Source organism: Salinivibrio siamensis, assembly GCF_001996005.1.
In the GTDB taxonomy this organism is placed as follows: Bacteria; Pseudomonadota; Gammaproteobacteria; order Enterobacterales; family Vibrionaceae; genus Salinivibrio; species Salinivibrio siamensis.
This window is the reverse complement of the sequence record NZ_MUFB01000006.1, coordinates 110,281-132,687: the sequence shown is the minus strand read 5'-3', so window position 1 is coordinate 132,687 and position 22,407 is coordinate 110,281. Positions and strand designations below refer to the sequence as shown.

The following is a 22,407-nucleotide window of genomic DNA, read 5'->3' as shown; positions in this document are numbered from 1 at the left end:
GTATTTATTGGGCAAACTGGCCCATTGACTGATTGGCACTCACCGATCTTATTGAGACTAACCGATGTGGCAGAATCATGACTGATAACGCAACCCCTTCCGCTCTACAAGAGGACAAAGTTGACCTCATCTTACGCCAATGGCACGACGAGCGCCCAGATATCGACCCCAGCCCGATGGCGATCACGGGCCGTCTCGCACGGGTTTTGGGCAATATTAATCCCAAACTGCAACAAGTATTTGGCCAATATAACCTTAACCCTGGCGAGTTTGATGTATTGGCCTCCCTACGTCGTGCAGGCTCACCCTATACATTAACACCCAACCAGCTGCTCGATGCCTTGATGCTTACTTCGGGCGCGATGACCAACCGTATCGATCGCCTCGAGCAAAAAGGCTTGGTGTCTCGCAGCCCTGATCCCAACGATCGCCGTGGCGTCTATGTCTCACTGACAGACGCGGGTATGGGATTAATCGATAAAGCGGTGACGGATCATACCAACAATTTACACCAACTCTTGGCGGGTCTCACCGCCGATGAGCAAGCCGAACTCGCCGTGTTGCTTAAAAAATTACTCGCACATGTTGAGCCCGTGTCTTAATCGCTTTTTCCCGGCTCGCCTGAGATAAGGACGACTCAGGAATGATGATTAATTCCACATCCAGGGGATCTTTGCTTGATCAGCGAGTACTTTCGGCTAAAATCTGTGATCCTTTTTAGCCAAGCCAATGACAGGATTACATCATGGTGACTCTTCATACCACGTTCGGTGACATCAAACTTCGCATGTTTGCAGACGAAGCACCGGCTACGGTCGAGAACTTTTTACAATACTGCCGTGACGGCTTTTACGACGGAACCCTGTTCCACCGCGTGATTGACGGCTTTATGGTCCAAGGCGGTGGCATGGCCTCTGGCATGGAAGAAAAAGCAACCCGTGCGCCAATTAAAAACGAAGCTGATAACGGCCTCAGCAACTTGACGGGGCGCTTGTCGATGGCTCGCACCATGGAGCCGCACTCAGCAAGCTCGCAATTCTTTATCAACGTCAATGACAACCTGTTCTTGGATCACAAAGCTAAGACGCCAGATGGCTGGGGCTACTGTGTGTTTGCCGAAGTGGTTGAAGGCATGGATGTGGTCAACAAGATCAAAGGCGTTGCCACCGGTAACTGGGGTTATGTTCACCAGGACGTCCCGGTCGAAGAAGTGTTGATCAATAGCGTGACTATTGAAGACTGAAGTGACACTATCGAGCAAGGGTAGCCAAGGCTACCCTTTCTTTTTCGTCGCGACCCGCTTTCTATTGATGATAAAACCAACGCATGTCTCATACCCTCTTCATTGCTGATTTACACTTAAGCCCGACGCGGCCAGATATTACTGACTGCTTCGAACGATTTATGAAGCAAGAGGCGATAAATGCCGACGCCCTGTATGTTCTGGGGGATTTATTCGAGGTTTGGATTGGTGATGACGACAACAGCCCGTTTCATCGACAAATTAAAGCGGCGTTTTCCGCGGTGACTGAGCAAGGCGTGCCAGTGTACTTCATTCATGGCAATCGTGATTTTTTAATTGGCCAACGCTTTGCTAGAGAAACCGGCGTAACGCTGTTAAGCGAGCTTGAGTGCATCGATTTATATGGCACCCCCACCCTGATCCTGCACGGAGATACCTTGTGCCTCGAGGATGTTGATTATCAGGCATTTCGACGCAAAGTCCACCAGCGCTGGTTGCAGCGACTATTTCTGAGCCTACCACTGACGTGGCGCCGCAAGATTGCGGCCAAAATGCGCGCGGGCAGTGCCAATGCCAACCAACAAAAGTCAACGTCCATCATGGATGTCACGCCGCAAGAGGTGCAGCGCCAGTTGGATAACGCCAATGTATGCCATATGATTCACGGCCACACCCATCGCCCTCATATCCACCAGTGGCACCAACACGGCACCGAGTACCGACGTATTGTGCTAGGCGATTGGTATCAACACGGCTCTGTATTGATGTGCAATGAACAAGATTGTGACTTGCAAACCCGCGACTTTACCCATTTTTAAACCGTTCAGCGACTGGTTAAGAGATAGTTATGCAAACTGATTTATGCCCTTGTTGCAGCCATAAACCCTATCAAGATTGCTGCGCGCCCATTCATCAGAACCCCGCCAATGCTATCCATCCGGAGCAATTGATGCGTGCACGTTACAGCGCACACCCCAAAGGCTTGGTGGATTTTATTGTTGAGACCTACCACAGTGAATGCGGCGCCGAATCGTTTCGTGATGACATCACCACCATGACCCAGCACCAGTGGCAGTCGCTCGAGGTCGTAGATAGCGAGGTGTTGCAACAAGGTGAACTTGGCTTTGTCACCTTTAAAGCCCACTTTATCGCGCACGGCCAGCCCCAATCTCTGCATGAGCGCTCTCGTTTTGTTAAAGAGACGATCGATGGACAGCTTCAGTGGCGATATATCGATGGCGTGTTTCCCGGCCATGTCAAAGCGGGGCGCAACGATCCCTGCCCGTGTGGCAGCGGACGTAAGTTTAAAAAGTGTTGCAGTTAGTCTCTACCCTCACCCTCCTCTGAGAAGGCCTGGTTAAAAATCAATCAAGAATTCTTTTCCTTGGTCGATACTGATAGTAAGACCAGAGGAGGATGAATCATGAATTGGCTCGGCAATCTCAGTCCCGTGTATCGCACACCACATGCACCGCCAACCAAAGTATGGGCAATTCGAAAGCAAGCCCATATTGAGGAGCGCAAGCAGCGTCGCTTAGATGATCCATCGGATCACCATGCGTCGCCGCAGGCTGAAAAAGAGAGCGCGCCACGCAAAAAAGATGATGGCTCGCTGGATGTTTATGTCTAGGCGTCACCGCTTGTCATGCTAGGCGGTGAAAAAATCTCCATGTTTGTAGTTGCAATCTAAGCTGACTTTGATATTGTCAAAAAAGAAATGAGATTGACCAACGTAAATGGACATCAAAAAATGACTTCATCGCTAATGACAATGCATCACCACCATCATCCTGACTAGTCTTTCGGGAGGAATGGTTTCGACTGGAAGACGAGTAAAAAGCGCTTCCGTCGGTCATTAGCCAGCTAACAGATTCAGACCCTCGGGAGCACCGTCTTCCGAGGGTTTTTTCTTTTTTAGCTTTTCATTTTTAGACAAGGAAGCACACATGCAAACACAACGCTTACGTATCGCCATCCAAAAAAAGGGCCGCCTCGCCAAGGAGTGCCAAGAGCTGCTTAAACGCTGCGGGGTAAAAATCAATTACACCGGTGAGCGTTTAGTGGTTCACGCCGAAAACATGCCCATCGATCTGCTGCTGGTGCGCGATGATGATATCCCAGGCCTTATCATGGACGGCGTGGTTGATTTAGGGGTGATTGGCGAAAACGAATTAGAAGAAGTACGCCTTGAGCGCATCAAGCTGGGCGAGCCGAGCCAATATCAACTGCTGCGCCGACTCGATTTCGGCGGCTGCCGTCTCTCTATCGCCCTCGATAAAGACCAAAGCTATAACGGTCCACAAGATCTGGCCAGCCAACGGATTGCCACCACCTACCCCAATATTCTCAAAGCCTATATGGACAAACAGGGGGTAAACTTTAGCACCTGTATGCTCAATGGCTCCGTCGAAGTCGCGCCGCGTGCGGGACTAGCCGATGCGATTTGTGACTTAGTCTCAACCGGTGCCACCTTAGAAGCCAATGGCTTGAAAGAAGCCGAAGTCATATTCCGCTCAAAAGCGGTATTGATCCAGCGTGAAGGCAGCTTCAGTGAAGAGAAAACCGCATTGATTGAACGCTTGCTCACCCGCATGCAAGGTGTCATCCAAGCCAAAGAGTCCAAATACATCATGCTCCACGCGCCCAGCGAAACCTTAGAGCAAGTGGTCGAGCTACTCCCCGGCGCGGAAGATCCCACCATCTTGCCATTAGCCCACGAAAAGAGCCGTGTCGCGGTGCACTTGGTCAGTACCGAAAATCTGTTCTGGGAAACCATGGAAAAGCTGAAGCAGTTGGGTGCGAGCTCAATTTTGGTCCTGCCGATTGAAAAGATGATGGAGTAAATCACGATGCGTACTGTGGTCTGGAAATCACTCGGAGAATCACAAAAAGAAGGCTTAATGCGCCGTCCGGCTATCACAACCGGCGCCCAAACCCAAGCCAGTGTCAGCGAGATCATCGCCGATGTCCGTGAGCGGGGCGATGAAAGCTTAAAAGCATTGACCCAAAAGTTTGATGGTGTCGAACTCGATAGCATCAAACTCGACAAAGCGACTTTGGCCGACGCCGAAGCGCGCTTGGATGAAGATATCAAGCTATCCCTGCGCCAAGCCTACGATAACATCAGCACCTTTCACCGTGCGCAAAAAGCGCAGCCATTGAAAGTCGAAACCATGCCGGGGGTGGTGTGCGAATCCATTACCCGCCCGATTAACCGCGTGGGGCTGTATATTCCCGGCGGTAGCGCGCCCTTACCCTCGACCGTATTGATGTTAGGCGTGCCCGCACAAATTGCTGGCTGCCGAAAAGTAGTGCTGTGTACCCCACCGCCGGTGGCCGATGAAATCTTATACTGTGCCAAACTGTGTGAGATTGATGAAATTTATACCCTGGGCGGCGCACAGGCGGTGGCGGCGATGGCCTTTGGCACTCAAAGCGTGACCAAGGTGGATAAGATCTTTGGTCCGGGTAATGCCTATGTCACCGAAGCCAAACGTCAAGTGAGCCTTGCCGCCAATGGCGCGGCCATGGACATGCCTGCCGGCCCCTCGGAAGTGTTAGTGATTGCCGATGCCGGCGCGGATCCAGACTTTGTTGCCGCCGATTTACTTAGCCAAGCGGAGCATGGCCCCGATTCGCAAGTGGTGCTGGTGACCCCTGCCCCAGAGATGGCAGAGAAAGTGGCGGATGCGGTGCAGCAGCAATTAACCACACTCAGTCGTGCGGAGATTGCCAAGCAAGCGCTGGGCAGCAGTGTGATTATCATTGCCGACACCCTCACCCAATGCGTATCTATTTCTAACCGTTATGGGCCGGAGCACTTGATTGTGCAAACCCAACAACCAAGGGATTTGTTGCCCCTGTTGGATAACGCTGGCTCGATTTTCTTGGGCGCATACTCGCCCGAGTCCGTGGGTGATTACGCCTCTGGCACCAATCACGTGCTCCCCACTTATGGTTATACGCGCACCTACAGCAGCCTTGGGCTGGCCGACTTTACCAAGCGAATGACGGTGCAAGAGCTTAGCGACACCGGTTTGCAAACACTGGGCCCGACAGTGATGCGTATTGCCGAAGCAGAAGGCTTGGATGCACACCGCCAAGCAGTCGAGATTCGTCTCACTAAGCTGCAACAAGCTCAAGCTTCGGAGGATCCATTAGTATGAGCATCGAAAAACTCGCCCGTGAGCAAGTACAAGCGCTCACGCCCTATCAGTCAGCCCGCCGCATTGGCGGTAGCGGGGATGTCTGGCTCAATGCTAACGAGTCACCCTTTGACAACGCTTACACCGTAAGCGGTCAGGGACTCAATCGCTACTCCAGCTGTCAGCCCGATGCATTGATCAATGCCTATGCAGACTATGCCGGCGTAGCAACGAACCAAGTCATCACCACTCGTGGCGCCGATGAAGGGATTGATTTGTTGCTGCGTGCCTTTTGCGAGCCAAACCAAGATAGCGTGCTGATTTGTCCACCTACCTATGGCATGTATGCGGTCAGTGCGGAAAATCAAGGGATCGCCACCACCCAAGTGCCGCTCACCACCGACTGGCAGTTGGATATAGCGGGGATTGATAGCGCCTTGGAAACAGATGCCAACATCAAGCTTATCTTCGTGTGTAGCCCCAATAATCCGACCGGCAATCTGATTAACCGCGACGACATTGAGGCGCTACTCACCCGCACTCAAGATCGCGCGATTGTGGTACTGGATGAGGCCTATATTGAATTTAGTCCAGAAGCGACCTGCACCGATTTGCTCGCGCGCTTTGAGAATCTGGCTATTCTGCGCACCCTATCCAAAGCGTTCGCCCTAGCAGGACTGCGTTGCGGGTTTACCCTCGCCAGCCCCGCGATTATTAACTTGATGCTTAAGGTGATCCCGCCGTATCCCGTACCGGTACCGGTGGCAGAGATTGCCGAGCAAGCGCTCTCCGAGGCCGGTTTGGCGCGGATGAAATATCAGGTTTTGGACTTGATCGCCAACCGTGCCTACCTGCAAGCCGGCCTCAGTATGCTGCCCGGCGTTGAGGTGCACCCGGGCTTTGGTAATTATCTGCTCATCACGCTGGATGACGCCGAAGCGGTGTTCGCACGTTTAGGACGTGCAGGCATGATTGTGCGCCAGACTGCCGTGGCCAACAGCTTGCGCATCAGTATTGGTAACCGTGACGAATGTGAAAAAGTGTTGGCCTTTATCCGCCAGCAACTCAGTGAATAAGGACAACCACTGTGAAAGACAAGATTTTATTTATTGACCGTGATGGCACCTTGATTGTGGAGCCGCCTGAAGACTATCAAGTGGATCGTCTGGATAAATTGGCCCTTGAACCGGGCGTGATCCCCGCGTTGCTGAGCCTGCAAGCGGCGGGTTACACCTTGGTGATGGTGAGCAATCAAGACGGCTTAGGGACCGAGAGCTTCCCGCAAGCGGACTTTGATGCGCCACACAACATGATGATGGCGCTGTTTCGCTCACAAGGGATCCATTTTGAAGACGTGCTGATTTGCCCGCACTTTGACAGTGATGACTGTAGCTGTCGCAAGCCCAAATTAGGCTTGGTGAAAGACTATCTGCAGCAAGGTCGGATTGATTTCGCCCAATCGGCGGTGATTGGCGATCGAGACACCGATATCACCTTAGCGAACAATATGGCGCTACAAGGGATCAAATATCAACGTGACGTGATGGGCTGGTCACAGATTGTCGAGCGCCTCACCCAGCAGCCGCGACTGGCCAGCGTTACTCGCACCACCAAAGAAACCGATATTCAGGTGGATGTTAATCTAGATAAGAGTGGCGGCAGTCGCATTGAAACGGGACTGGGCTTTTTTGATCACATGTTGGATCAAATCGCCACCCACGGCGGCTTTCAGCTCAACGTTCGCGTCAAAGGCGATTTGCACATCGACGACCACCACACCATTGAAGATACCGCTCTCGCGTTGGGCGACGCACTCAAACGGGCGCTGGGAGATAAACGCGGTATTGGCCGCTTTGGGTTTAGCCTGCCGATGGATGAATGCTTGGCGCAATGTGCATTGGATTTGTCCGGACGCCCCTATTTGAAATTTGAAGCCAGCTTCCCACAGCCACAAGTGGGCGATATGTCGACCGAGATGGTGGGACACTTTTTCCGCTCATTGACCGACACCTTGGCCTGTACCCTACACCTGACGGTGTCGGGCGAAAACACCCACCACTTGGTGGAAAGCTTATTTAAAGCTTTTGGCCGCACCTTGCGTCAAGCCATCAAGGTCGAAGGCGACGCCCTGCCAAGCAGTAAAGGAGTGCTGTAATGCGCAAACAGACTGTCATTATCGATACCGGCTGCGCCAATGTGTCCTCGGTACGCTTTGCTGTTGAGCGTTTGGGGTATCAGGCCACACTAAGCCGCGATCCTGACGTGGTGCTAGGGGCGGATAAGCTCTTTTTGCCCGGTGTCGGCACGGCCAGCGAAGCGATGAAAAACCTCACCGAACGCGGCTTGGTGGATTTAGTTAAGCAAGTGGAGCAACCGCTGCTGGGGATTTGCCTTGGCATGCAAATGCTAGGCACTTACTCGGATGAAGGCGACAGCCCGGTCGAGTGCCTCGGCCACATCCCCGCTCCCACCAAACTGATGGATACCGCGGGGCAGCCTCTGCCTCATATGGGTTGGAACCGGGTTGCCACCGTTAATGATCATCCTCTGTTCGATGGCATTGTCGCGGGGAGCCACTTTTACTTTGTCCACAGTTACGCGATGCCGGTCGGCGATTACACCTTGGCACAATGTCATTATGGCCATGCGTTCAGTGCGGCTATCAATCAAGGCAACTACTACGGGGTTCAGTTTCACCCCGAGCGCTCTGGCAAAGTAGGCGCGCGTTTGATTCAGAATTTTTTGGAGATGTAAGCAAGGATGATTATACCAGCACTCGACTTGATAGACGGCCAAGTGGTGCGCCTTTATCAAGGGGATTATCAGCAAAAAACCGACTACGGTTTTGACCCGCGTGAGCAGTTTGCACGTTACCATCAAGCGGGGGCAGATTGGTTGCACCTCGTGGATTTAACCGGCGCTAAAGATCCCACCGCGCGTCAGGTCGATTTAATCACCGAGATTTTGCAATCAACGCCTGCCAACATCCAAATTGGCGGTGGCGTGCGCACCGAAATGGACGTGATTGAGCTGTTGAACACCGGCGCACAGCGCGTAGTGATCGGCTCCACCGCGGTTAAATCCCCGGATTTGGTTAAAGGCTGGATGCAAACCTACGGCCCTGACCGCATTGTATTGGCACTCGACATTCATATCGACAGCGACGGGACGCGACGCGTGGCGGTGTCAGGCTGGCAACAAGACTCCGGCGTCACCATTGAAGCGCTCCTCGACGATTATTTGTCCGTCGGGCTAAAGCATGTGCTGTGCACCGATATCTCCCGCGATGGCACCTTGCAAGGCAGCAATGTGGCGCTTTACCGCGATTTATGTCAGCGCTATCCGAGCATTGCGTTTCAATCATCAGGCGGCATTGGCAGTCTCGAAGACATTCGCGCCTTACGCAACACTGGCGTCGCAGGCGTGATCGTCGGCCGCGCCCTACTGGAAGGCAACTTTAGCGCAGAGGAGGCGATCGCATGCTGGCAAAACGGATAATTCCTTGTTTGGACGTCCGCGACGGACAAGTGGTGAAAGGCGTGCAATTTCGCAATCACGAAATCATCGGCGATATCGTACCGCTCGCAAAACGCTACGCCGAAGAAGGTGCTGACGAGTTGGTGTTTTATGACATCACCGCCTCCAGTGACAGCCGGGTGGTCGATAAAAGCTGGGTCAGTCGCGTCGCGGAAGTAATTGATATCCCCTTTTGCGTCGCCGGTGGAATTAAATCCGAAGCCGATGCCCAACAAATCTTGGAATTCGGCGCGGATAAAATATCGGTTAACTCACCCGCCTTGGCCGACCCAAGTTTGATCACTCGGCTGGCCAATAAGTTTGGCGTGCAGTGCGTGGTGGTCGGGATTGATTCCTTCTTCGATGAAGCGACCGAGCAATATCAAGTCTATCAATTTACCGGCGATGAAAGCCGTACTCAGGCCACGCCTTGGCAAACCGCTGCCTGGGTTGAGGAAGTCCAACAGCGAGGCGCGGGCGAAATCGTACTCAATATGATGAACCGCGATGGCGTGCGCCAAGGCTATGACTTAACCCAACTCAACATGGTGAGAGAGCGCTGTCAGGTGCCCCTGATCGCCTCCGGCGGTGCGGGGGAAATTTCGCATTTCGCCGACGCCTTTTTACAAGCGAATGTCGATGGCGCGCTGGCCGCCTCGGTGTTTCACAAGCAAATCATCGCGATAAGCGAATTAAAACAAACATTAAAACAACAAGGGATCGAGGTAAGAGTATGACGGCAGCATGGGTAGAACGTATCGATTGGGAGAAAAACGCCGGCTTGGTGCCTGCGATTATCCAACACAGCGATAGCGGCCAAGTATTGATGCTGGGCTACATGAATGCCGATGCACTGAACGCGACGCTCGAAACCGGTCGCGTCACCTTTTGGTCGCGCAGCAAGTCGCGTCTTTGGGTAAAAGGCGAAAGCTCCGGCCATGTGTTAAGCCTTGAGCACATTGCACTCGATTGCGATCAAGACACCTTGTTGGTCACGGCGACGCCACACGGGCCCACCTGTCACCTCGGCACGACCACCTGCTTTGACAGTGATAATAAACCGCCACACACGGGGCCCGGCTTTTTGTCGAGCCTAGAGCAAGTGCTTGCCAGCCGCAAAGATGCCGCGCCTGATGACTCTTACACCGCGAGCTTATTTGCCAAAGGCACCAAGCGTATCGCGCAAAAAGTGGGGGAAGAAGGGGTCGAAGTCGCCCTCGCTGCCACGGCAGGCGATAAAGCCGAGCTATTAAACGAAAGCGCCGATTTGCTCTATCACCTGTTGGTATTGCTGCAAGACCAAGAGCTTAGCCTCCATCAAGTGACCGAAGTCCTCGCCTCTCGCCATCAAGGCTAACGCCCACGCGCGTGTTAACCTAAACATGGTCCCTCCAAAGCGCCGCATGTGGGCGGCGCTTTGTGTGACGCAAGTTATCTCACTCGCAATTTAAGAGATAATACACGCCTTTGATTGACGCCCATCCCATGCGAAAATACGTTTGATGCATGATCAAATCATTCGCAGATAAACGAACGCAGGCACTATACTCAAAGGGAGCGTCAAAGAGGTTCCCTGCCGAGCTGGCGGTACGTGCGGCAAGAAAGTTGGAGTATATCGATCTCGCCACACAACTCGATGATCTCACGGTACCGCCCGGTAATCGCCTTCACGCTTTGTCAGGAAACAGACAAGGGCAACATGCAATAGCGATAAACAAACAGTGGCGCATTTGCTTTCGTTTTGAAGACGGTGACGCGTATGACGTCGAGGTTTGCGACTACCACTAATGAGGTAACAGTGATGACGATTTTCAACACAGCTGGCATGCAACGCCAACCGACGCATCCTGGAGCCATGTTGCGCGAAGATTTTCTGCCCGATTACGACTTGAGCGTAGAACAATTGGCTGATGCTTTGGGCGTCTCTCATCAATCGATGACTGCCGTATTGGATGAGCGTAAAGCCGTGAGCCCGGAGCTGGCGCTTCGTCTCGCACGTCTGTTTGGTAACTCGCCTGAGTTTTGGCTCAATGCGCAAAGGGCCGTTGATCTTTGGGAGGCGTCGCAATCAATTAAACACGAGGTAGCAAAAATAAAACCGCTTGATGTCGCTTAATCGCGCGTCATGGCCGTAGCAGATCGCCAAATCCTGCTCAGATCAGTTAAACTGCCTGTATTCCCGACAGTTAGTGACAAGGCGTCCTATGTTTAACGGCAAATCCATTCTGATCACCGGCGGTACTGGTTCTTTTGGTAAAAAGTACGTCCGCACCCTGCTTGAACGCTATCAACCACGCCGCCTCGTGGTGCTCTCTCGCGATGAGCTCAAGCAATATGAAATGCAGCAAACCTTTAACGCCCCTTGCATGCGCTATTTTATCGGCGATGTGCGTGATGGCGATCGTTTAATGCAAGCGATGCAAGGCATTGACTATGTGATTCATGCTGCTGCACTCAAGCAGGTACCTGCCGCCGAATACAACCCGATGGAATGTATCAAGACCAACATTCACGGTGCAGAGAATGTGATTCGCGCTGCGATTGCCAACGGGGTGGAAAAGGTGATTGCGCTCTCGACCGATAAAGCCGCCAGCCCCAATAATCTCTATGGCGCCACCAAACTGTGTTCAGATAAATTGTTTGTCGCCGCTAACAATATGACCGGGGGCCAAAAGACACGTTTTTCGGTGGTGCGCTATGGCAATGTAGTCGGCTCGCGCGGCTCTGTGGTGCCTTTGTTTAAGAAAAAGGCAGCGGAAGGTGCGGATCATTTACCCATTACCCATCCTGAAATGACCCGCTTTTGGATTACCTTGCAGCAAGGGGTGGATTTTGTGCTGAAAAACTTTTCGCGCATGTATGGCGGTGAAATATTTGTCCCTAAAATTCCATCGGTTCGTCTGACGGATCTCGCCAGCGCCTATGCCCCAAACACACCCGTCAAGGTGATAGGCATTCGCCCCGGCGAAAAAATGCATGAAGTGATGTGTCCGGCTGACGATGCGCATCTGACGCTCGAATTTGCCGACCATTACGTGATTTGTCCCACCATCAAGTTCTACGATGCCGATGATGACTATCGAGAAAATGCGTTGGGCGAGAAAGGACAGCCCGTGCCAGAGGGCTTTGAGTATCAATCAGGCACTAACCCAGATGTGTTAACCGTCGAGGCCATTTTGCAACTCGACACCGAGCAGTAAAGGAGTATGGCGTTGATCCCATACGGAAAGCAGCATCTTAGTGAGCAAGACTATGCCGCTGTGCTTGAGGTGCTAAAAAGTGATTATCTGACGCAAGGCCCGCAAGTTCCGGCTTTTGAAGCCGCCGTCGCCGAACTCACCGGGGCTGCGCATGCGGTCGCTGTTAATAGCGCTACATCTGCCCTGCATCTTGCTTGTCTGGCGTTAGGGTTAGGCCCAGGGGATCGTTTATGGACCTCGCCCATTACCTTTGTCGCGTCAGCCAATTGTGGTCGATACTGTGGTGCCGAAGTGGATTTTGTCGATATCGACCCAGGCACACGTAACCTATGCCCCCAGCAGCTCGCGAAAAAACTGGCGCAAGCGGCCGCTACTCACACCTTACCCAAAGTGCTGGTGGTGGTGCATATGGCCGGTGCCAGTGCGCCAATGGCCGAGATTGCCGCACTCGCTAAGCGTTATCAGGTGGCCATTATTGAGGATGCGTCACATGCGATGGGCGCACACTATCAAGGCGCGGCAGTGGGTGGGTGCCAGTACAGCGATATTAGCGTGTTTAGTTTTCATCCGGTCAAAGTGGTTACCGCGGGAGAAGCCGGGGTTGCCACCACCCAACGTGCTACATTGGCGAAAGCGCTGCGTCAGTTGCGTAGCCACGGGATCACCCGTGATGCAGAAGACAGCCACGCTGCCCTGCCACCTTGGGGGTATGAGCAGCATACACTGGGGATGAACTATCGCCTCTCGGATATTCATGCCGCGCTTGGCCGTTCACAATTAACCCAGCTTCGCTCCTTTATCGCCAAACGATTTGCACTTGCTGAACGCTACCACCAAGCGCTGGCGGATTTGCCTGTTAAGCGACCCATTTTAGATCCTGAGTCGGCATGGCATTTGTATTTGATTGAGCTTGAGCACGCCGACACACGCCGCACCGTTTTTGAGGCTATGCGTGTGCAAGGCATTGGCGTGAACGTGCACTATATTCCYGTGCATACGCAACCTTACTATCAGGCACAGGGCTTCCAGCYCGGAGACTTCCCGCTTGCCGAGCAGTATTACGCGGGSGCAMTCACTTTGCCGCTTTACCCCGATTTARCCGAGCAACAGCAAGATACAGTGATTGCTGCGCTACAAAAAGCCATTGAGGACGCGTGACCGATGAATGTATGTATTATTCCCGCCCGAGGAGGCAGCAAACGCATTCCGGGCAAGAACCTCAAACTGTTTAACGGTGCGCCCATTATCACTTATGCCATTGCGACAGCACGTCAAAGTGGGCTATTCGATCGCGTCTTGGTTTCCACCGATTGCGAGGACATTGCCAGTGTGGCGCGCGATGCAGGGGCTGAGGTGCCTTTTGTGCGCCCCGCTGAGATTGCCGGCGATCACGCTACGACCTTGGATGTGCTTGAGCATGCTATCCAGTGGCTCAACCCGTCGCCACAGCAAACGCCTTTGCACGCGGTATGCTGCCTGTATGCTACCACCCCCTTTGTCACCTCGGATGACTTGCGCCAAGGCTTAGCGTTACTGGACGGCGACACCGTCAAATACAGTTTTGCCGCCACCCGCTACGCCTTTCCGATTCAGCGCAGTATTCATGTCGATACCGATGGCAGTGTCAGCATGTTATGGCCGGAGCACTTCACTACGCGCTCACAAGACCTACAACCGGCGTACCACGATGCGGGAATGTTTTACTGGGGCACGCCAAGTGCGTTTTTAGCGCGCGAGCCGGTTTTTGCGCCCCACTCGAAAGCTGTGTTGATCCCTCATTACCGTGTGCAAGACATTGATGAGCCGGATGACTGGCTACGCGCTGAGCTAATGTATCAACTGTTGGAGCAACAGGCCTTGCTATGAGCCATATTGCCATTCGAGTCGATGCCTCCCAAGCGATAGGCACCGGGCACGTCAGCCGCATGCACGTGTTGGCTAGCATGCTACAAGCGTCGGGTCATCAGGTAACCTTGGTATGTCGCGACCTGCCCGGCAATTTGATAGCGGTCAGCCATGAACAAGGCTTAACGGTGGCGGTGTTGCCTGCCCCCAAAAACTCGCTCAGCAACACCGATTGGCTTGGGGTGAGCCAGCAGCAAGATGCCGAAGAGACAACCGCATACGTGGCTAACCCGCCGGTGGATTTGATGGTGGTGGATCATTACGCCCTCGATGCCCACTGGGAACAATCGATTCACACCCAATTGGGCTGTCCGGTGATGGTGGTTGATGATTTAGCCAATCGGCCCCACGATTGCGCGTTTTTGCTCGATCAAAACCCTTGGCCTGACCTGACTACGCGCTACGCGTCACAGCTTTTAAATCCGCAGACCCGATGCTTATTGGGACCAGACTATGCACTATTGCGTCCAGCATTTGCCGCCTTACATCACTCTCCGCCGCCGCGGGAAGATAAGGTGATCGCCTTTTTCTCCGGTACGGATCCGACCGGTGAAAGCCGCAAGCTTGTGGACGCGGTGAAACACCTAGAACAAGAGCAGAAGATCGAGAGGCTGCCTTTCTCACTGTTAATTGTCACCGGCCGGCGCAACCCAGACCGCGACGCATTGTGTAAAGCGCCTGTCTCCGATGGGGTTCGTGTGGTGGAAGCACTGTCGGACTTTGATGCCCACATGGCACGGGCACGCTACGCATTTGGAGCCGCCGGCGTTACTGCCATTGAGCGCAGCTGCTTGGGAGTGCCTAGTACCTTGGTATGTGTGGCGGAAAACCAACACGCCATGGCCGAGTATCTCGCCGGACAGCCGGGCTATCAATACTTAGGACGCGGTGAGCACACCCGCTGGCAAGATTACGCGTCTGCACTGCAGCATCTTGCGGCAAACTGGCATCAGCTTCCTACCCTACCAGCGATCACTGATGGAAAAGGCGCAGAGCGTGTCGTCGCGGCCTTGGAGCATGACTTATGCAACTGATTTTTAGAGCGGTGACTCACGCGGACAGTGACACTTTATGGCATTGGCGCAATCGTCCCGCTGTCCGCCAGTTTATGTACACCCAACATGAAATAAGCCATGATGAGCACCAAGCATGGTTCAGCCATATGCTCGCCAACACACACCGATATTTCTATATCGTTTACAAACGCGTAGACGGCCAACCGGACAAGCCACTTGGCGTGGTCAACCTTGACCTCGATAGCGAGAATAGGACAAGTGCAATCTGGGCTTTCTATGCCGCTCCCGATGCACCACGTGGGAGCGGTGCGCTCATGGAGTTTGGCGCATTAAGCTTAGCATTTGAAACCTTGGGCGTGACCCAATTGAACTGTGAAGTGCTCAGTCATAATCAGGGGGTAGTTCGGCTACATCAACGCTTTGGCTTTCGTGAGACGCCGCAAAGTCGGCAACGCACCTTTTCCCTGCCTGAGGGAAAAACAGTCGAGATTGTGTGCCTGTCTTTGTCCGCTGATGAGTGGCAACAAGGCGCCAGTGCCCTTCAAACCAAACTGAATATCGACGCGGTTTATGAACAACGACATTAAGATTGCAGGCCGTTTGATCGGCCCCCAGCATCCTCCCTATATCATTGCCGAAATGTCGGCGAACCATAATGGTAGCCTTGAGCTTGCCAAACAAACCATTTCCATGGCCAAAGCCTGCGGTGCCGATGCGGTCAAAATGCAAAGCTATACCGCCGATACCATTACCCTTGATTGCGACCACGATGAGTTTCAGATCAAAGGCGGACTGTGGGATGGTTATAGTCTCCACCAGCTATATCGTTGGGCACAAACCCCGTTTGAGTGGCACAAGCCGTTATTTGATCACGCGAGAAAAGAAGGCGTCACCTTATTCTCCTCTCCTTTTGATTGTTCAGCGATTGACTTACTCGAAGATCTTAACGCACCCGCCTATAAAATAGCCTCGTTCGAGGCGATTGATTTGCCTTTGATTCGCTATGCCGCGCAAACCGGTAAACCGATGATCATCTCAACCGGCATGGCTGACGAGACAGAGATCGCCGAGGCGGTGGCGACCGCCCGTGATAACGGCTGTCGTGAGCTGGTGTTGCTTCATTGTATCAGCGCCTACCCTGCGCCAATTGAACAAAGCCATCTGCGAACCATTCCAACCTTAGCCACCCGCTATCAAACCTTGGCGGGCTTATCTGATCATTCGCTGACCAACACCGCCGCGATCGCAGCCGTCGCACTCGGCGCGTGCGTGATTGAAAAACATGTGATGCTCTCCGAAGACTCGGGAGGTCCGGATGCTGCTTTCTCGCTTACGCCACCTGCACTCAGTGCGCTTTGTGAGCAAACCCACGCGGCGTGGCGAGCGTTAGGACAAAGCGCTCTAACCACACGAGCGGCCGAATCGAGCAACCGGCAATTTAGGCGCTCTTTGTATGTCTGTGAGGATATCGCGCCCGGAGAGCCACTGACGGCCGATAATGTGCGCAGTATTCGCCCTGGCTTTGGTTTGGCACCGAAACACTATGATGCCGTGATCGGAAAGCGCGCAACACGCGCGTTAACCAAAGGCACCCCATTGTCGTGGGAAGATATCGAAGACTAGCTGGAGCATATTCATAAAAAAACCCGGCAACTGAGCCGGGTTTCGTTTCTCACTGAGAATCAGTGATTACATCTGCTTGACCATCTCGTCAGCAAACTCAGAACATTTACGCAGGCTCGCGCCTTCCATCAAACGTTCAAAGTCATAGGTCACTGTCTTGTTGGCGATGGTTTTTTCCATTGACTTGATCACCAAGTCAGCGGCTTCAAACCAGCCCATATGACGCAGCATCATTTCTGCAGACAGAATGAGTGAGCCTGGGTTCACCTTATCTTGACCAGCGTATTTCGGCGCCGTGCCGTGGGTCGCTTCAAACAGCGCCACACCGTCACCAATGTTGGCTCCCGGGGCAATACCAATACCGCCAACCTGCGCGGCAAGCGCATCAGATACGTAGTCACCGTTCAAGTTCATGGTGGCAATCACATCATATTCCGCGGGACGCAGCAGAATTTGCTGCAAGAAGGCATCCGCGATGGAGTCTTTGATGGTGATTTGTTTGCCAGTCTTTGGATTTTTCATCGTCATCCACGGACCGCCATCCAGCAACTCGGCACCAAACTCTTTATTGGCCACTTCATAGGCCCAATCTTTAAACGCCCCTTCGGTAAACTTCATGATGTTACCTTTGTGGACGATAGTCAGTGAGTCACGGTCGTTATCGATGGTGTACTCGATAGCGGCGCGAACCAGACGTTTGGTGCCTTCTTCTGAGATTGGCTTAATGCCTACACCGCACTGCTCAGGGAAACGGATTTTGTTGGCACCCATTTCTTCACGCAGGAACTTAATCACTTTATCCGCTTCGGCCGTGCCGGCTTTAAACTCAACACCCGCGTAGATGTCTTCTGAGTTTTCGCGGAAGATCACCATGTCAGTATCTTCTGGCTTTTTCAGTGGGCTAGGAACGCCAGTGAAGTAACGTACCGGACGCGCACAAATGTAGAGGTCGAGTTCTTGACGAAGCGCCACGTTCAATGAGCGAATACCACCGCCAACTGGGGTCGTCAGTGGCCCTTTGATTGCCACTTTGTATTCGCGGATAAAGTCGAGGGTTTCAGCTGGCAGCCACTGATCGTCACCATATACCTTGGTGGACTTCTCACCGGTGTAGATTTCCATCCATGAAATCTTACGCTCACCGTTATAGGCTTTAGCAACAGCTGCATCAACAACTTTGATCATTGCAGGGCTAACATCCATCCCGATGCCATCCCCTTCAATGTAAGGGATCACAGGGTGGTTAGGGACTACCAGTTTTGTGCCGTCGAGTGTGATCTTCTGACCTTCCGCCGGTACAACTACTTTACTTTCCATTTTAATCTCCTAGCGTCCATTTGTTATCTTTGTGTAAGATGCGAGTCGAGGATACTCGAATTCATACAACACGCCAAACAGATTATTACGTGTATAATACGGAAGTCTCATTTGCCGTTTAATCTATTTGACAGCCCTCATGCCATATAAAGCCCGCCCCCAGCCAGCGTCAAAGGCTGTTTCAAACACCCAAGCTCCATCGGCCAAGGGTGGAAAGGCTCCCCGAGCGGCCGCCCTCGCCACAAAAGTGATACTTGTTAACAAACCTTATAACATGTTGACCCAGTTTAGTGGCGAACCAGGCGACAGTACATTGGCCGACATTGTATCGGTGAAAGATGTGTACCCGGCCGGTCGACTTGATAAAGATAGCGAAGGCTTGCTGGTGCTCACCAATAACGGGGCTTTACAAGCCAGACTCACCCAGCCTTCATCCAAGTCGCCCAAAACCTATTGGGTACAAGTCGAAGGCGAGCCTAGCGATGAAGCAATTCAGGCGCTCTGTAACGGTGTCAAACTGAAAGATGGTCTCACCCTGCCCGCCGATGTCACCAAAATGGCACCACCCGCCGTTTGGGAACGCCACCCTCCGGTGCGTTATCGCGCTAACATTCCCACCACTTGGTTAAAGGTGGTACTGCAAGAAGGGCGAAACCGGCAAGTACGCCGCATGACCGCGCATATCGGCCACCCGACGCTGCGCTTGATTCGTGCCCAACTCGGCCCATGGCAGCTGGATGATTTGCAACCGGGCCAGTGGCGTGAGGTCGCTCCGCCGAAAGGCTTCGAGCAGTTCACTCCTAAACCCAAAGGCGCAAAAGGGAAAGCACCGCGTGGGCGCACTCGCTCGTCCAAGCGCGCACCGTCGAAGAAACGAGATAAGCGCTAGGAATACCTGAACATACCATCGTCCGATTTTCGCACACAGACCCTCCGCGCCAAGGATGGCGCGGCGGAGCCCCCAGGGATGGGTATACGGCGTGTCTGCGTGCGGGAGTCGGTCGATAAACCTAAGGGGTTCACAAGTCTTTGCGCGGCACCCAATCACAAATACTTACCCCCATTGATAGCAATAGTATTAATATAAGCTGCATCGGTCGCAGGCCACGCGACCATCTACCCACTCATCTACTCACTTTGGATAACGGCTAACATGTGAGCCCTATCACATCTGTATCCGGCGATTTGATTCTGTTAAACTCAGCGTCCGTTTATTGATAGCAGCATTTGTGATCACCATGTCAGATAACAGCAGCAAAAAAGTGATTGTCGGAATGTCCGGCGGTGTTGATTCCTCCGTTTCTGCCTACTTGTTGAAACAACAGGGTTATCAGGTAGAAGGCCTGTTTATGAAAAACTGGGAAGAGGATGACAACGAGGAGTATTGCTCTGCTGCAGAAGACTTGGCTGATGCGCAAGATGTGTGTGACAAGCTTGGCATCGAGCTCCACACCATTAACTTTGCCGCTGAGTACTGGGACAACGTCTTCGAGCACTTTCTAACCGAATACAAAGCGGGTCGTACGCCCAACCCTGACATTCTTTGCAACAAAGAAATTAAATTTAAGGCGTTTCTCGAGTTTGCCGACGAGGTGTTGGATGCCGATTATATTGCCATGGGGCATTATGTCCGTCGCACCTTCCCCGAAAACGGTGAAAAAGCGCAAATGCTGCGCGGCCTTGATAGCAACAAAGATCAGAGCTACTTCCTCTATACCCTCAGCCACGATCAGGTGGCACGAAGCCTGTTCCCTGTGGGCGATTTAGAAAAACCGCAGGTACGCCAAATTGCGGAAGAGCAAGGCTTGGTGACGGCGAAGAAAAAAGATTCAACCGGCATTTGCTTTATCGGCGAGCGTAAGTTTACTGACTTTTTATCACAGTATTTACCCGCGCAGCCCGGCCCTATCGAAACCACTGAGGGCGACGTCATTGGTGAACACCAAGGTTTGATGTACCACACCTTGGGTCAGCGCAAAGGCTTAGGGATTGGTGGCTTAAAGGGGGGCAACGGTAGTGAAGCCCCTTGGTATGTGGTCGATAAAGATGTCGCGCGTAATGTACTGCTCGTCGGTCAAGGCCATGATCATCCTCGACTCTATTCAGAAGGGCTCATCGCGGCGCAATTGCACTGGGTCGATCGTGAGATTGTGACCGAGACCCGCCGTTGCACGGTAAAAACCCGATACCGTCAACACGATATATCGTGTACTATCACGCCCGTTGATGATGATACAGTGAAAGTTATCTTCGACGAGCCGCAAATTGCGGTAACGCCGGGGCAATCCGCTGTCTTTTACGATGGCGATGTGTGCCTAGGCGGTGGCATTATCGAGCAACGTATTTAAGGAGCCGTGATCAGTGGCAGAGACGATTTATGATCGCACCCTGGCTTTTGCCAGCATTTGTCAGGCAGCAAAACTGGTGCAAGACGTATCTCGAAATGGGTATTGTGACCAAGACGCGTTAAATACGAGCCTGAGTAGCATTATCATCACTAACCCCTCTTCTACCCTAGACGTCTTTCGTGGAGAAGTGGGGAATGTCACCGGTGGCGGTGAGTCAGGCCTTCATGTTGGTTTAGAAACCCTCATTGGCCAACTCGATAATAGCCGCAACGGTAGCGAAACCATGCGCTACCTGATTAATTTGTTGGCGCTGGAGCGTAAACTGTCCAGCCGCCGTGATGCCATGGCACAACTGGGCGATCGCATTGAAACGATTGAGCGTCAAGTAAGCCATTTTGATTTGCTTGATGAGCAAATGATCAGCAATCTCGCCAGCATTTATCTCGACGTGATCAGCCCTCTAGGACCGCGCATTCAAGTGTCTGGTGACCCACAACATTTACAGCAAACTGGCGTGCAACACCGTGTGCGTGCCATCTTGCTTTCCGGTATCCGCAGTGCTGTCCTATGGCGTCAAGTAGGCGGTAAGCGCCGGCACCTTATCTTTGGTCGCAAACAAATGGTTGAGCAGGCCAAACTCATTCTAGCCCGAAGCTAATCAGATTGAACTCAGGAGACAAAAAATGGAACTGTCAGCGCTGACTGCTGTTTCACCGGTCGATGGCCGATACGGTACGAAAACGATTGCGTTGCGATCGATTTTTAGTGAATTTGGATTGCTTAAATACCGCACCATCGTGGAAATCCGTTGGCTGCAAAAACTGGCAGCGACAGACAGCATCGCAGAAGTGCCTGTTTTTAGTCATGACGCCAATGCCCAACTCGACCGCATTGCTGCTGAGTTTGATGAACAAGATGCCGCACGTATCAAAGAGATTGAGCGCACCACCAATCATGATGTCAAAGCCGTTGAGTATTTTCTAAAAGAAAAGATTGCCGATAACGCAGAACTCAACGCAGTCAGTGAATTCATTCACTTTGCCTGCACCTCTGAAGACATTAATAACCTGTCGCATGCACTGATGCTAAAAGAAGCACGCGATACGGTAATTTTACCAGAAATGCAACGTCTGGCGGACGCCGTCAAAGACCTGTCGCAACAATTCCGCGACGTACCCATGCTTTCACGTACCCACGGTCAGCCTGCGTCTCCATCGACCATGGGTAAAGAGATGGCAAACGTGGCGTACCGCATGGCACGCCAAATCAAACAGGTTCAAAGTAGCGAAATCCTAGGTAAGATCAACGGCGCTGTGGGTAATTACAATGCGCACTTGTCCGCTTACCCCGACATTGATTGGCACGCTTACAGCGAAGCCTTTGTGACCTCATTAGGTATTGACTGGAATCCGTACACCACTCAAATCGAGCCACATGACTATATTGCCGAGCTATTTGACGCGGTCGCACGTTTTAACACCATTTTGATCGACTTTGATCGTGATATCTGGGGCTATATCGCACTGGGTCACTTTAAGCAAAAAACCATTGCCGGCGAAATTGGTTCATCGACCATGCCACATAAAGTGAACCCGATTGATTTTGAAAACTCGGAAGGTAACCTCGGCCTGGCCAATGCCATTTTCTCTCACCTAGGGCAAAAGTTGCCGATTTCTCGTTGGCAGCGTGATCTCACCGACTCCACCGTATTACGCAACCTCGGTGTGGGTGTGGGCTACACCCTGATTGCTTATGCATCGACCCTTAAAGGGATCAGCAAGCTAGAAGTCAACCAGGCCGCACTCGAGGCGGAACTGGATCAAAACTGGGAAGTCCTTGCCGAGCCAATTCAAACCGTGATGCGTCGTTATGGGATAGAAAAGCCCTACGAGAAGCTGAAAGAGCTGACACGTGGCAAACGGGTTGATGGCGAAGGGATGCGTACCTTTGTTGATAGTCTTGATTTGCCTGAGCACGAGAAAGCACGCCTCAAGCAAATGACACCCGCCAATTATATTGGTGATGCGGTCAAGCTCACTGACAAACTGTAAGCAAAATGTGTCCAATGCTCACGGCCTCCATAATGGGGGCCGT

The 22,407-nt window shown here is 52.6% G+C and carries 26 protein-coding genes and 1 other annotated feature; of the genes, 25 read left to right on the top strand and 1 reads right to left on the bottom strand.

Features of this window, described 5'->3' with window-relative positions; translation table 11 throughout:
* Positions 1-77 precede the first annotated feature (77 nt).
* The 21 genes from BZG73_RS04995 (at position 78) to pseI (ending at position 16,648) form a co-directional block, all read left to right on the top strand.
* Positions 78-602 (top strand): MarR family winged helix-turn-helix transcriptional regulator, encoded by a 525-nt coding sequence (locus BZG73_RS04995; RefSeq protein WP_077578098.1) that lies wholly within the window; start codon positions 78-80, stop codon positions 600-602.
* 143 nt (positions 603-745) lie between these two features.
* Positions 746-1,243 (top strand): peptidylprolyl isomerase, encoded by a 498-nt coding sequence (locus BZG73_RS04990; protein WP_046075345.1) that lies wholly within the window; start codon positions 746-748, stop codon positions 1,241-1,243.
* A gap of 83 nt (positions 1,244-1,326) precedes the next feature.
* The gene (lpxH, locus tag BZG73_RS04985) at positions 1,327-2,061 is read left to right on the top strand and encodes a UDP-2,3-diacylglucosamine diphosphatase (protein ID WP_077667750.1); all 735 of its coding nucleotides are present in this window, start codon (positions 1,327-1,329) and stop codon (positions 2,059-2,061) included.
* A 29-nt stretch (positions 2,062-2,090) separates the two neighbouring features.
* On the top strand, positions 2,091-2,567 hold the full coding sequence (locus BZG73_RS04980) for a YchJ family protein (RefSeq protein WP_077578095.1): 477 nt from the start codon (positions 2,091-2,093) through the stop codon (positions 2,565-2,567).
* A gap of 99 nt (positions 2,568-2,666) precedes the next feature.
* Positions 2,667-2,873 (top strand): hypothetical protein, encoded by a 207-nt coding sequence (locus BZG73_RS04975; RefSeq protein ID WP_046075342.1) that lies wholly within the window; start codon positions 2,667-2,669, stop codon positions 2,871-2,873.
* A gap of 143 nt (positions 2,874-3,016) precedes the next feature.
* Positions 3,017-3,155: a sequence feature (His leader region), on the top strand.
* A 34-nt stretch (positions 3,156-3,189) separates the two neighbouring features.
* Positions 3,190-4,086 carry an ATP phosphoribosyltransferase gene (hisG, locus tag BZG73_RS04970; RefSeq protein WP_077606935.1) on the top strand — a complete coding sequence of 299 codons (897 nt, stop codon included), beginning with the start codon at positions 3,190-3,192 and terminating at the stop codon, positions 4,084-4,086.
* Between the two features lie 6 nt (positions 4,087-4,092).
* The gene (hisD, locus tag BZG73_RS04965; protein ID WP_077578094.1) at positions 4,093-5,409 is read left to right on the top strand and encodes a histidinol dehydrogenase; all 1,317 of its coding nucleotides are present in this window, start codon (positions 4,093-4,095) and stop codon (positions 5,407-5,409) included.
* Between the two features lie 2 nt (positions 5,410-5,411).
* Positions 5,412-6,464, top strand: coding sequence for a histidinol-phosphate transaminase (gene hisC / locus BZG73_RS04960; protein ID WP_101494466.1), 1,053 nt, complete (start codon positions 5,412-5,414; stop codon positions 6,462-6,464).
* 11 nt (positions 6,465-6,475) lie between these two features.
* Positions 6,476-7,543 carry a bifunctional histidinol-phosphatase/imidazoleglycerol-phosphate dehydratase HisB gene (hisB, locus tag BZG73_RS04955; protein ID WP_077667748.1) on the top strand — a complete coding sequence of 356 codons (1,068 nt, stop codon included), beginning with the start codon at positions 6,476-6,478 and terminating at the stop codon, positions 7,541-7,543.
* The gene (gene hisH / locus BZG73_RS04950) at positions 7,543-8,142 is read left to right on the top strand and encodes an imidazole glycerol phosphate synthase subunit HisH (protein ID WP_046075337.1); all 600 of its coding nucleotides are present in this window, start codon (positions 7,543-7,545) and stop codon (positions 8,140-8,142) included. The genes hisB and hisH overlap by 1 nt, the downstream gene beginning before the upstream one ends.
* A gap of 6 nt (positions 8,143-8,148) precedes the next feature.
* Positions 8,149-8,886 (top strand): 1-(5-phosphoribosyl)-5-[(5-phosphoribosylamino)methylideneamino]imidazole-4-carboxamide isomerase, encoded by a 738-nt coding sequence (gene hisA / locus BZG73_RS04945; RefSeq protein WP_077667747.1) that lies wholly within the window; start codon positions 8,149-8,151, stop codon positions 8,884-8,886.
* Positions 8,868-9,641: an imidazole glycerol phosphate synthase subunit HisF gene (gene hisF, locus BZG73_RS04940; protein ID WP_077667746.1), complete on the top strand. Its 774-nt coding sequence runs from the start codon at positions 8,868-8,870 to the stop codon at positions 9,639-9,641. Before hisA ends, hisF begins: the two co-directional genes overlap by 19 nt.
* Positions 9,638-10,261, top strand: coding sequence for a bifunctional phosphoribosyl-AMP cyclohydrolase/phosphoribosyl-ATP diphosphatase HisIE (gene hisIE / locus BZG73_RS04935; RefSeq protein WP_021022340.1), 624 nt, complete (start codon positions 9,638-9,640; stop codon positions 10,259-10,261). The genes hisF and hisIE overlap by 4 nt, the downstream gene beginning before the upstream one ends.
* Positions 10,262-10,410: 149 nt before the next feature.
* On the top strand, positions 10,411-10,692 hold the full coding sequence (locus tag BZG73_RS16325; protein ID WP_046075333.1) for a type II toxin-antitoxin system RelE/ParE family toxin: 282 nt from the start codon (positions 10,411-10,413) through the stop codon (positions 10,690-10,692).
* Positions 10,693-10,705: 13 nt separating this feature from the next.
* Complete coding sequence (locus BZG73_RS04925; protein WP_046075332.1) at positions 10,706-11,020, top strand: HigA family addiction module antitoxin; 315 nt, start codon at positions 10,706-10,708, stop codon at positions 11,018-11,020.
* 88 nt (positions 11,021-11,108) lie between these two features.
* On the top strand, positions 11,109-12,104 hold the full coding sequence (gene pseB, locus BZG73_RS04920; protein ID WP_025738853.1) for a UDP-N-acetylglucosamine 4,6-dehydratase (inverting): 996 nt from the start codon (positions 11,109-11,111) through the stop codon (positions 12,102-12,104).
* A 12-nt stretch (positions 12,105-12,116) separates the two neighbouring features.
* Positions 12,117-13,262: a UDP-4-amino-4,6-dideoxy-N-acetyl-beta-L-altrosamine transaminase gene (gene pseC, locus BZG73_RS04915; RefSeq protein ID WP_077667753.1), complete on the top strand. Its 1,146-nt coding sequence runs from the start codon at positions 12,117-12,119 to the stop codon at positions 13,260-13,262.
* 3 nt (positions 13,263-13,265) lie between these two features.
* Positions 13,266-13,970: a pseudaminic acid cytidylyltransferase gene (gene pseF, locus BZG73_RS04910; protein WP_077667745.1), complete on the top strand. Its 705-nt coding sequence runs from the start codon at positions 13,266-13,268 to the stop codon at positions 13,968-13,970.
* Complete coding sequence (gene pseG, locus BZG73_RS04905; protein ID WP_077667744.1) at positions 13,967-15,043, top strand: UDP-2,4-diacetamido-2,4,6-trideoxy-beta-L-altropyranose hydrolase; 1,077 nt, start codon at positions 13,967-13,969, stop codon at positions 15,041-15,043. Before pseF ends, pseG begins: the two co-directional genes overlap by 4 nt.
* Positions 15,034-15,612, top strand: a complete 579-nt coding sequence (gene pseH / locus BZG73_RS04900) for a UDP-4-amino-4,6-dideoxy-N-acetyl-beta-L-altrosamine N-acetyltransferase (RefSeq protein ID WP_077667743.1) — start codon at positions 15,034-15,036, stop codon at positions 15,610-15,612. Before pseG ends, pseH begins: the two co-directional genes overlap by 10 nt.
* On the top strand, positions 15,596-16,648 hold the full coding sequence (gene pseI, locus BZG73_RS04895) for a pseudaminic acid synthase (protein ID WP_077667742.1): 1,053 nt from the start codon (positions 15,596-15,598) through the stop codon (positions 16,646-16,648). The genes pseH and pseI overlap by 17 nt, the downstream gene beginning before the upstream one ends.
* A gap of 66 nt (positions 16,649-16,714) precedes the next feature.
* On the opposite strand, the gene icd is transcribed toward pseI, so the two are convergent.
* Positions 16,715-17,965 carry an NADP-dependent isocitrate dehydrogenase gene (icd, locus tag BZG73_RS04890; protein ID WP_046075328.1) on the bottom strand — a complete coding sequence of 417 codons (1,251 nt, stop codon included), beginning with the start codon at positions 17,963-17,965 and terminating at the stop codon, positions 16,715-16,717.
* Positions 17,966-18,239: 274 nt separating this feature from the next.
* Here icd and BZG73_RS04885 point away from each other — a divergent pair, with 274 nt between their 5' ends.
* From BZG73_RS04885 to purB, 4 genes are all read left to right on the top strand, one after another.
* The gene (locus tag BZG73_RS04885; protein ID WP_407690281.1) at positions 18,240-18,854 is read left to right on the top strand and encodes a pseudouridine synthase; all 615 of its coding nucleotides are present in this window, start codon (positions 18,240-18,242) and stop codon (positions 18,852-18,854) included.
* A 349-nt stretch (positions 18,855-19,203) separates the two neighbouring features.
* The gene (gene mnmA, locus BZG73_RS04880; RefSeq protein WP_046075467.1) at positions 19,204-20,313 is read left to right on the top strand and encodes a tRNA 2-thiouridine(34) synthase MnmA; all 1,110 of its coding nucleotides are present in this window, start codon (positions 19,204-19,206) and stop codon (positions 20,311-20,313) included.
* Between the two features lie 13 nt (positions 20,314-20,326).
* Positions 20,327-20,971 carry a high frequency lysogenization protein HflD gene (gene hflD / locus BZG73_RS04875; protein WP_046075327.1) on the top strand — a complete coding sequence of 215 codons (645 nt, stop codon included), beginning with the start codon at positions 20,327-20,329 and terminating at the stop codon, positions 20,969-20,971.
* 25 nt (positions 20,972-20,996) lie between these two features.
* Positions 20,997-22,364 (top strand): adenylosuccinate lyase, encoded by a 1,368-nt coding sequence (gene purB, locus BZG73_RS04870; protein WP_046075326.1) that lies wholly within the window; start codon positions 20,997-20,999, stop codon positions 22,362-22,364.
* The last annotated feature ends 43 nt before the right edge of the window (positions 22,365-22,407 follow it).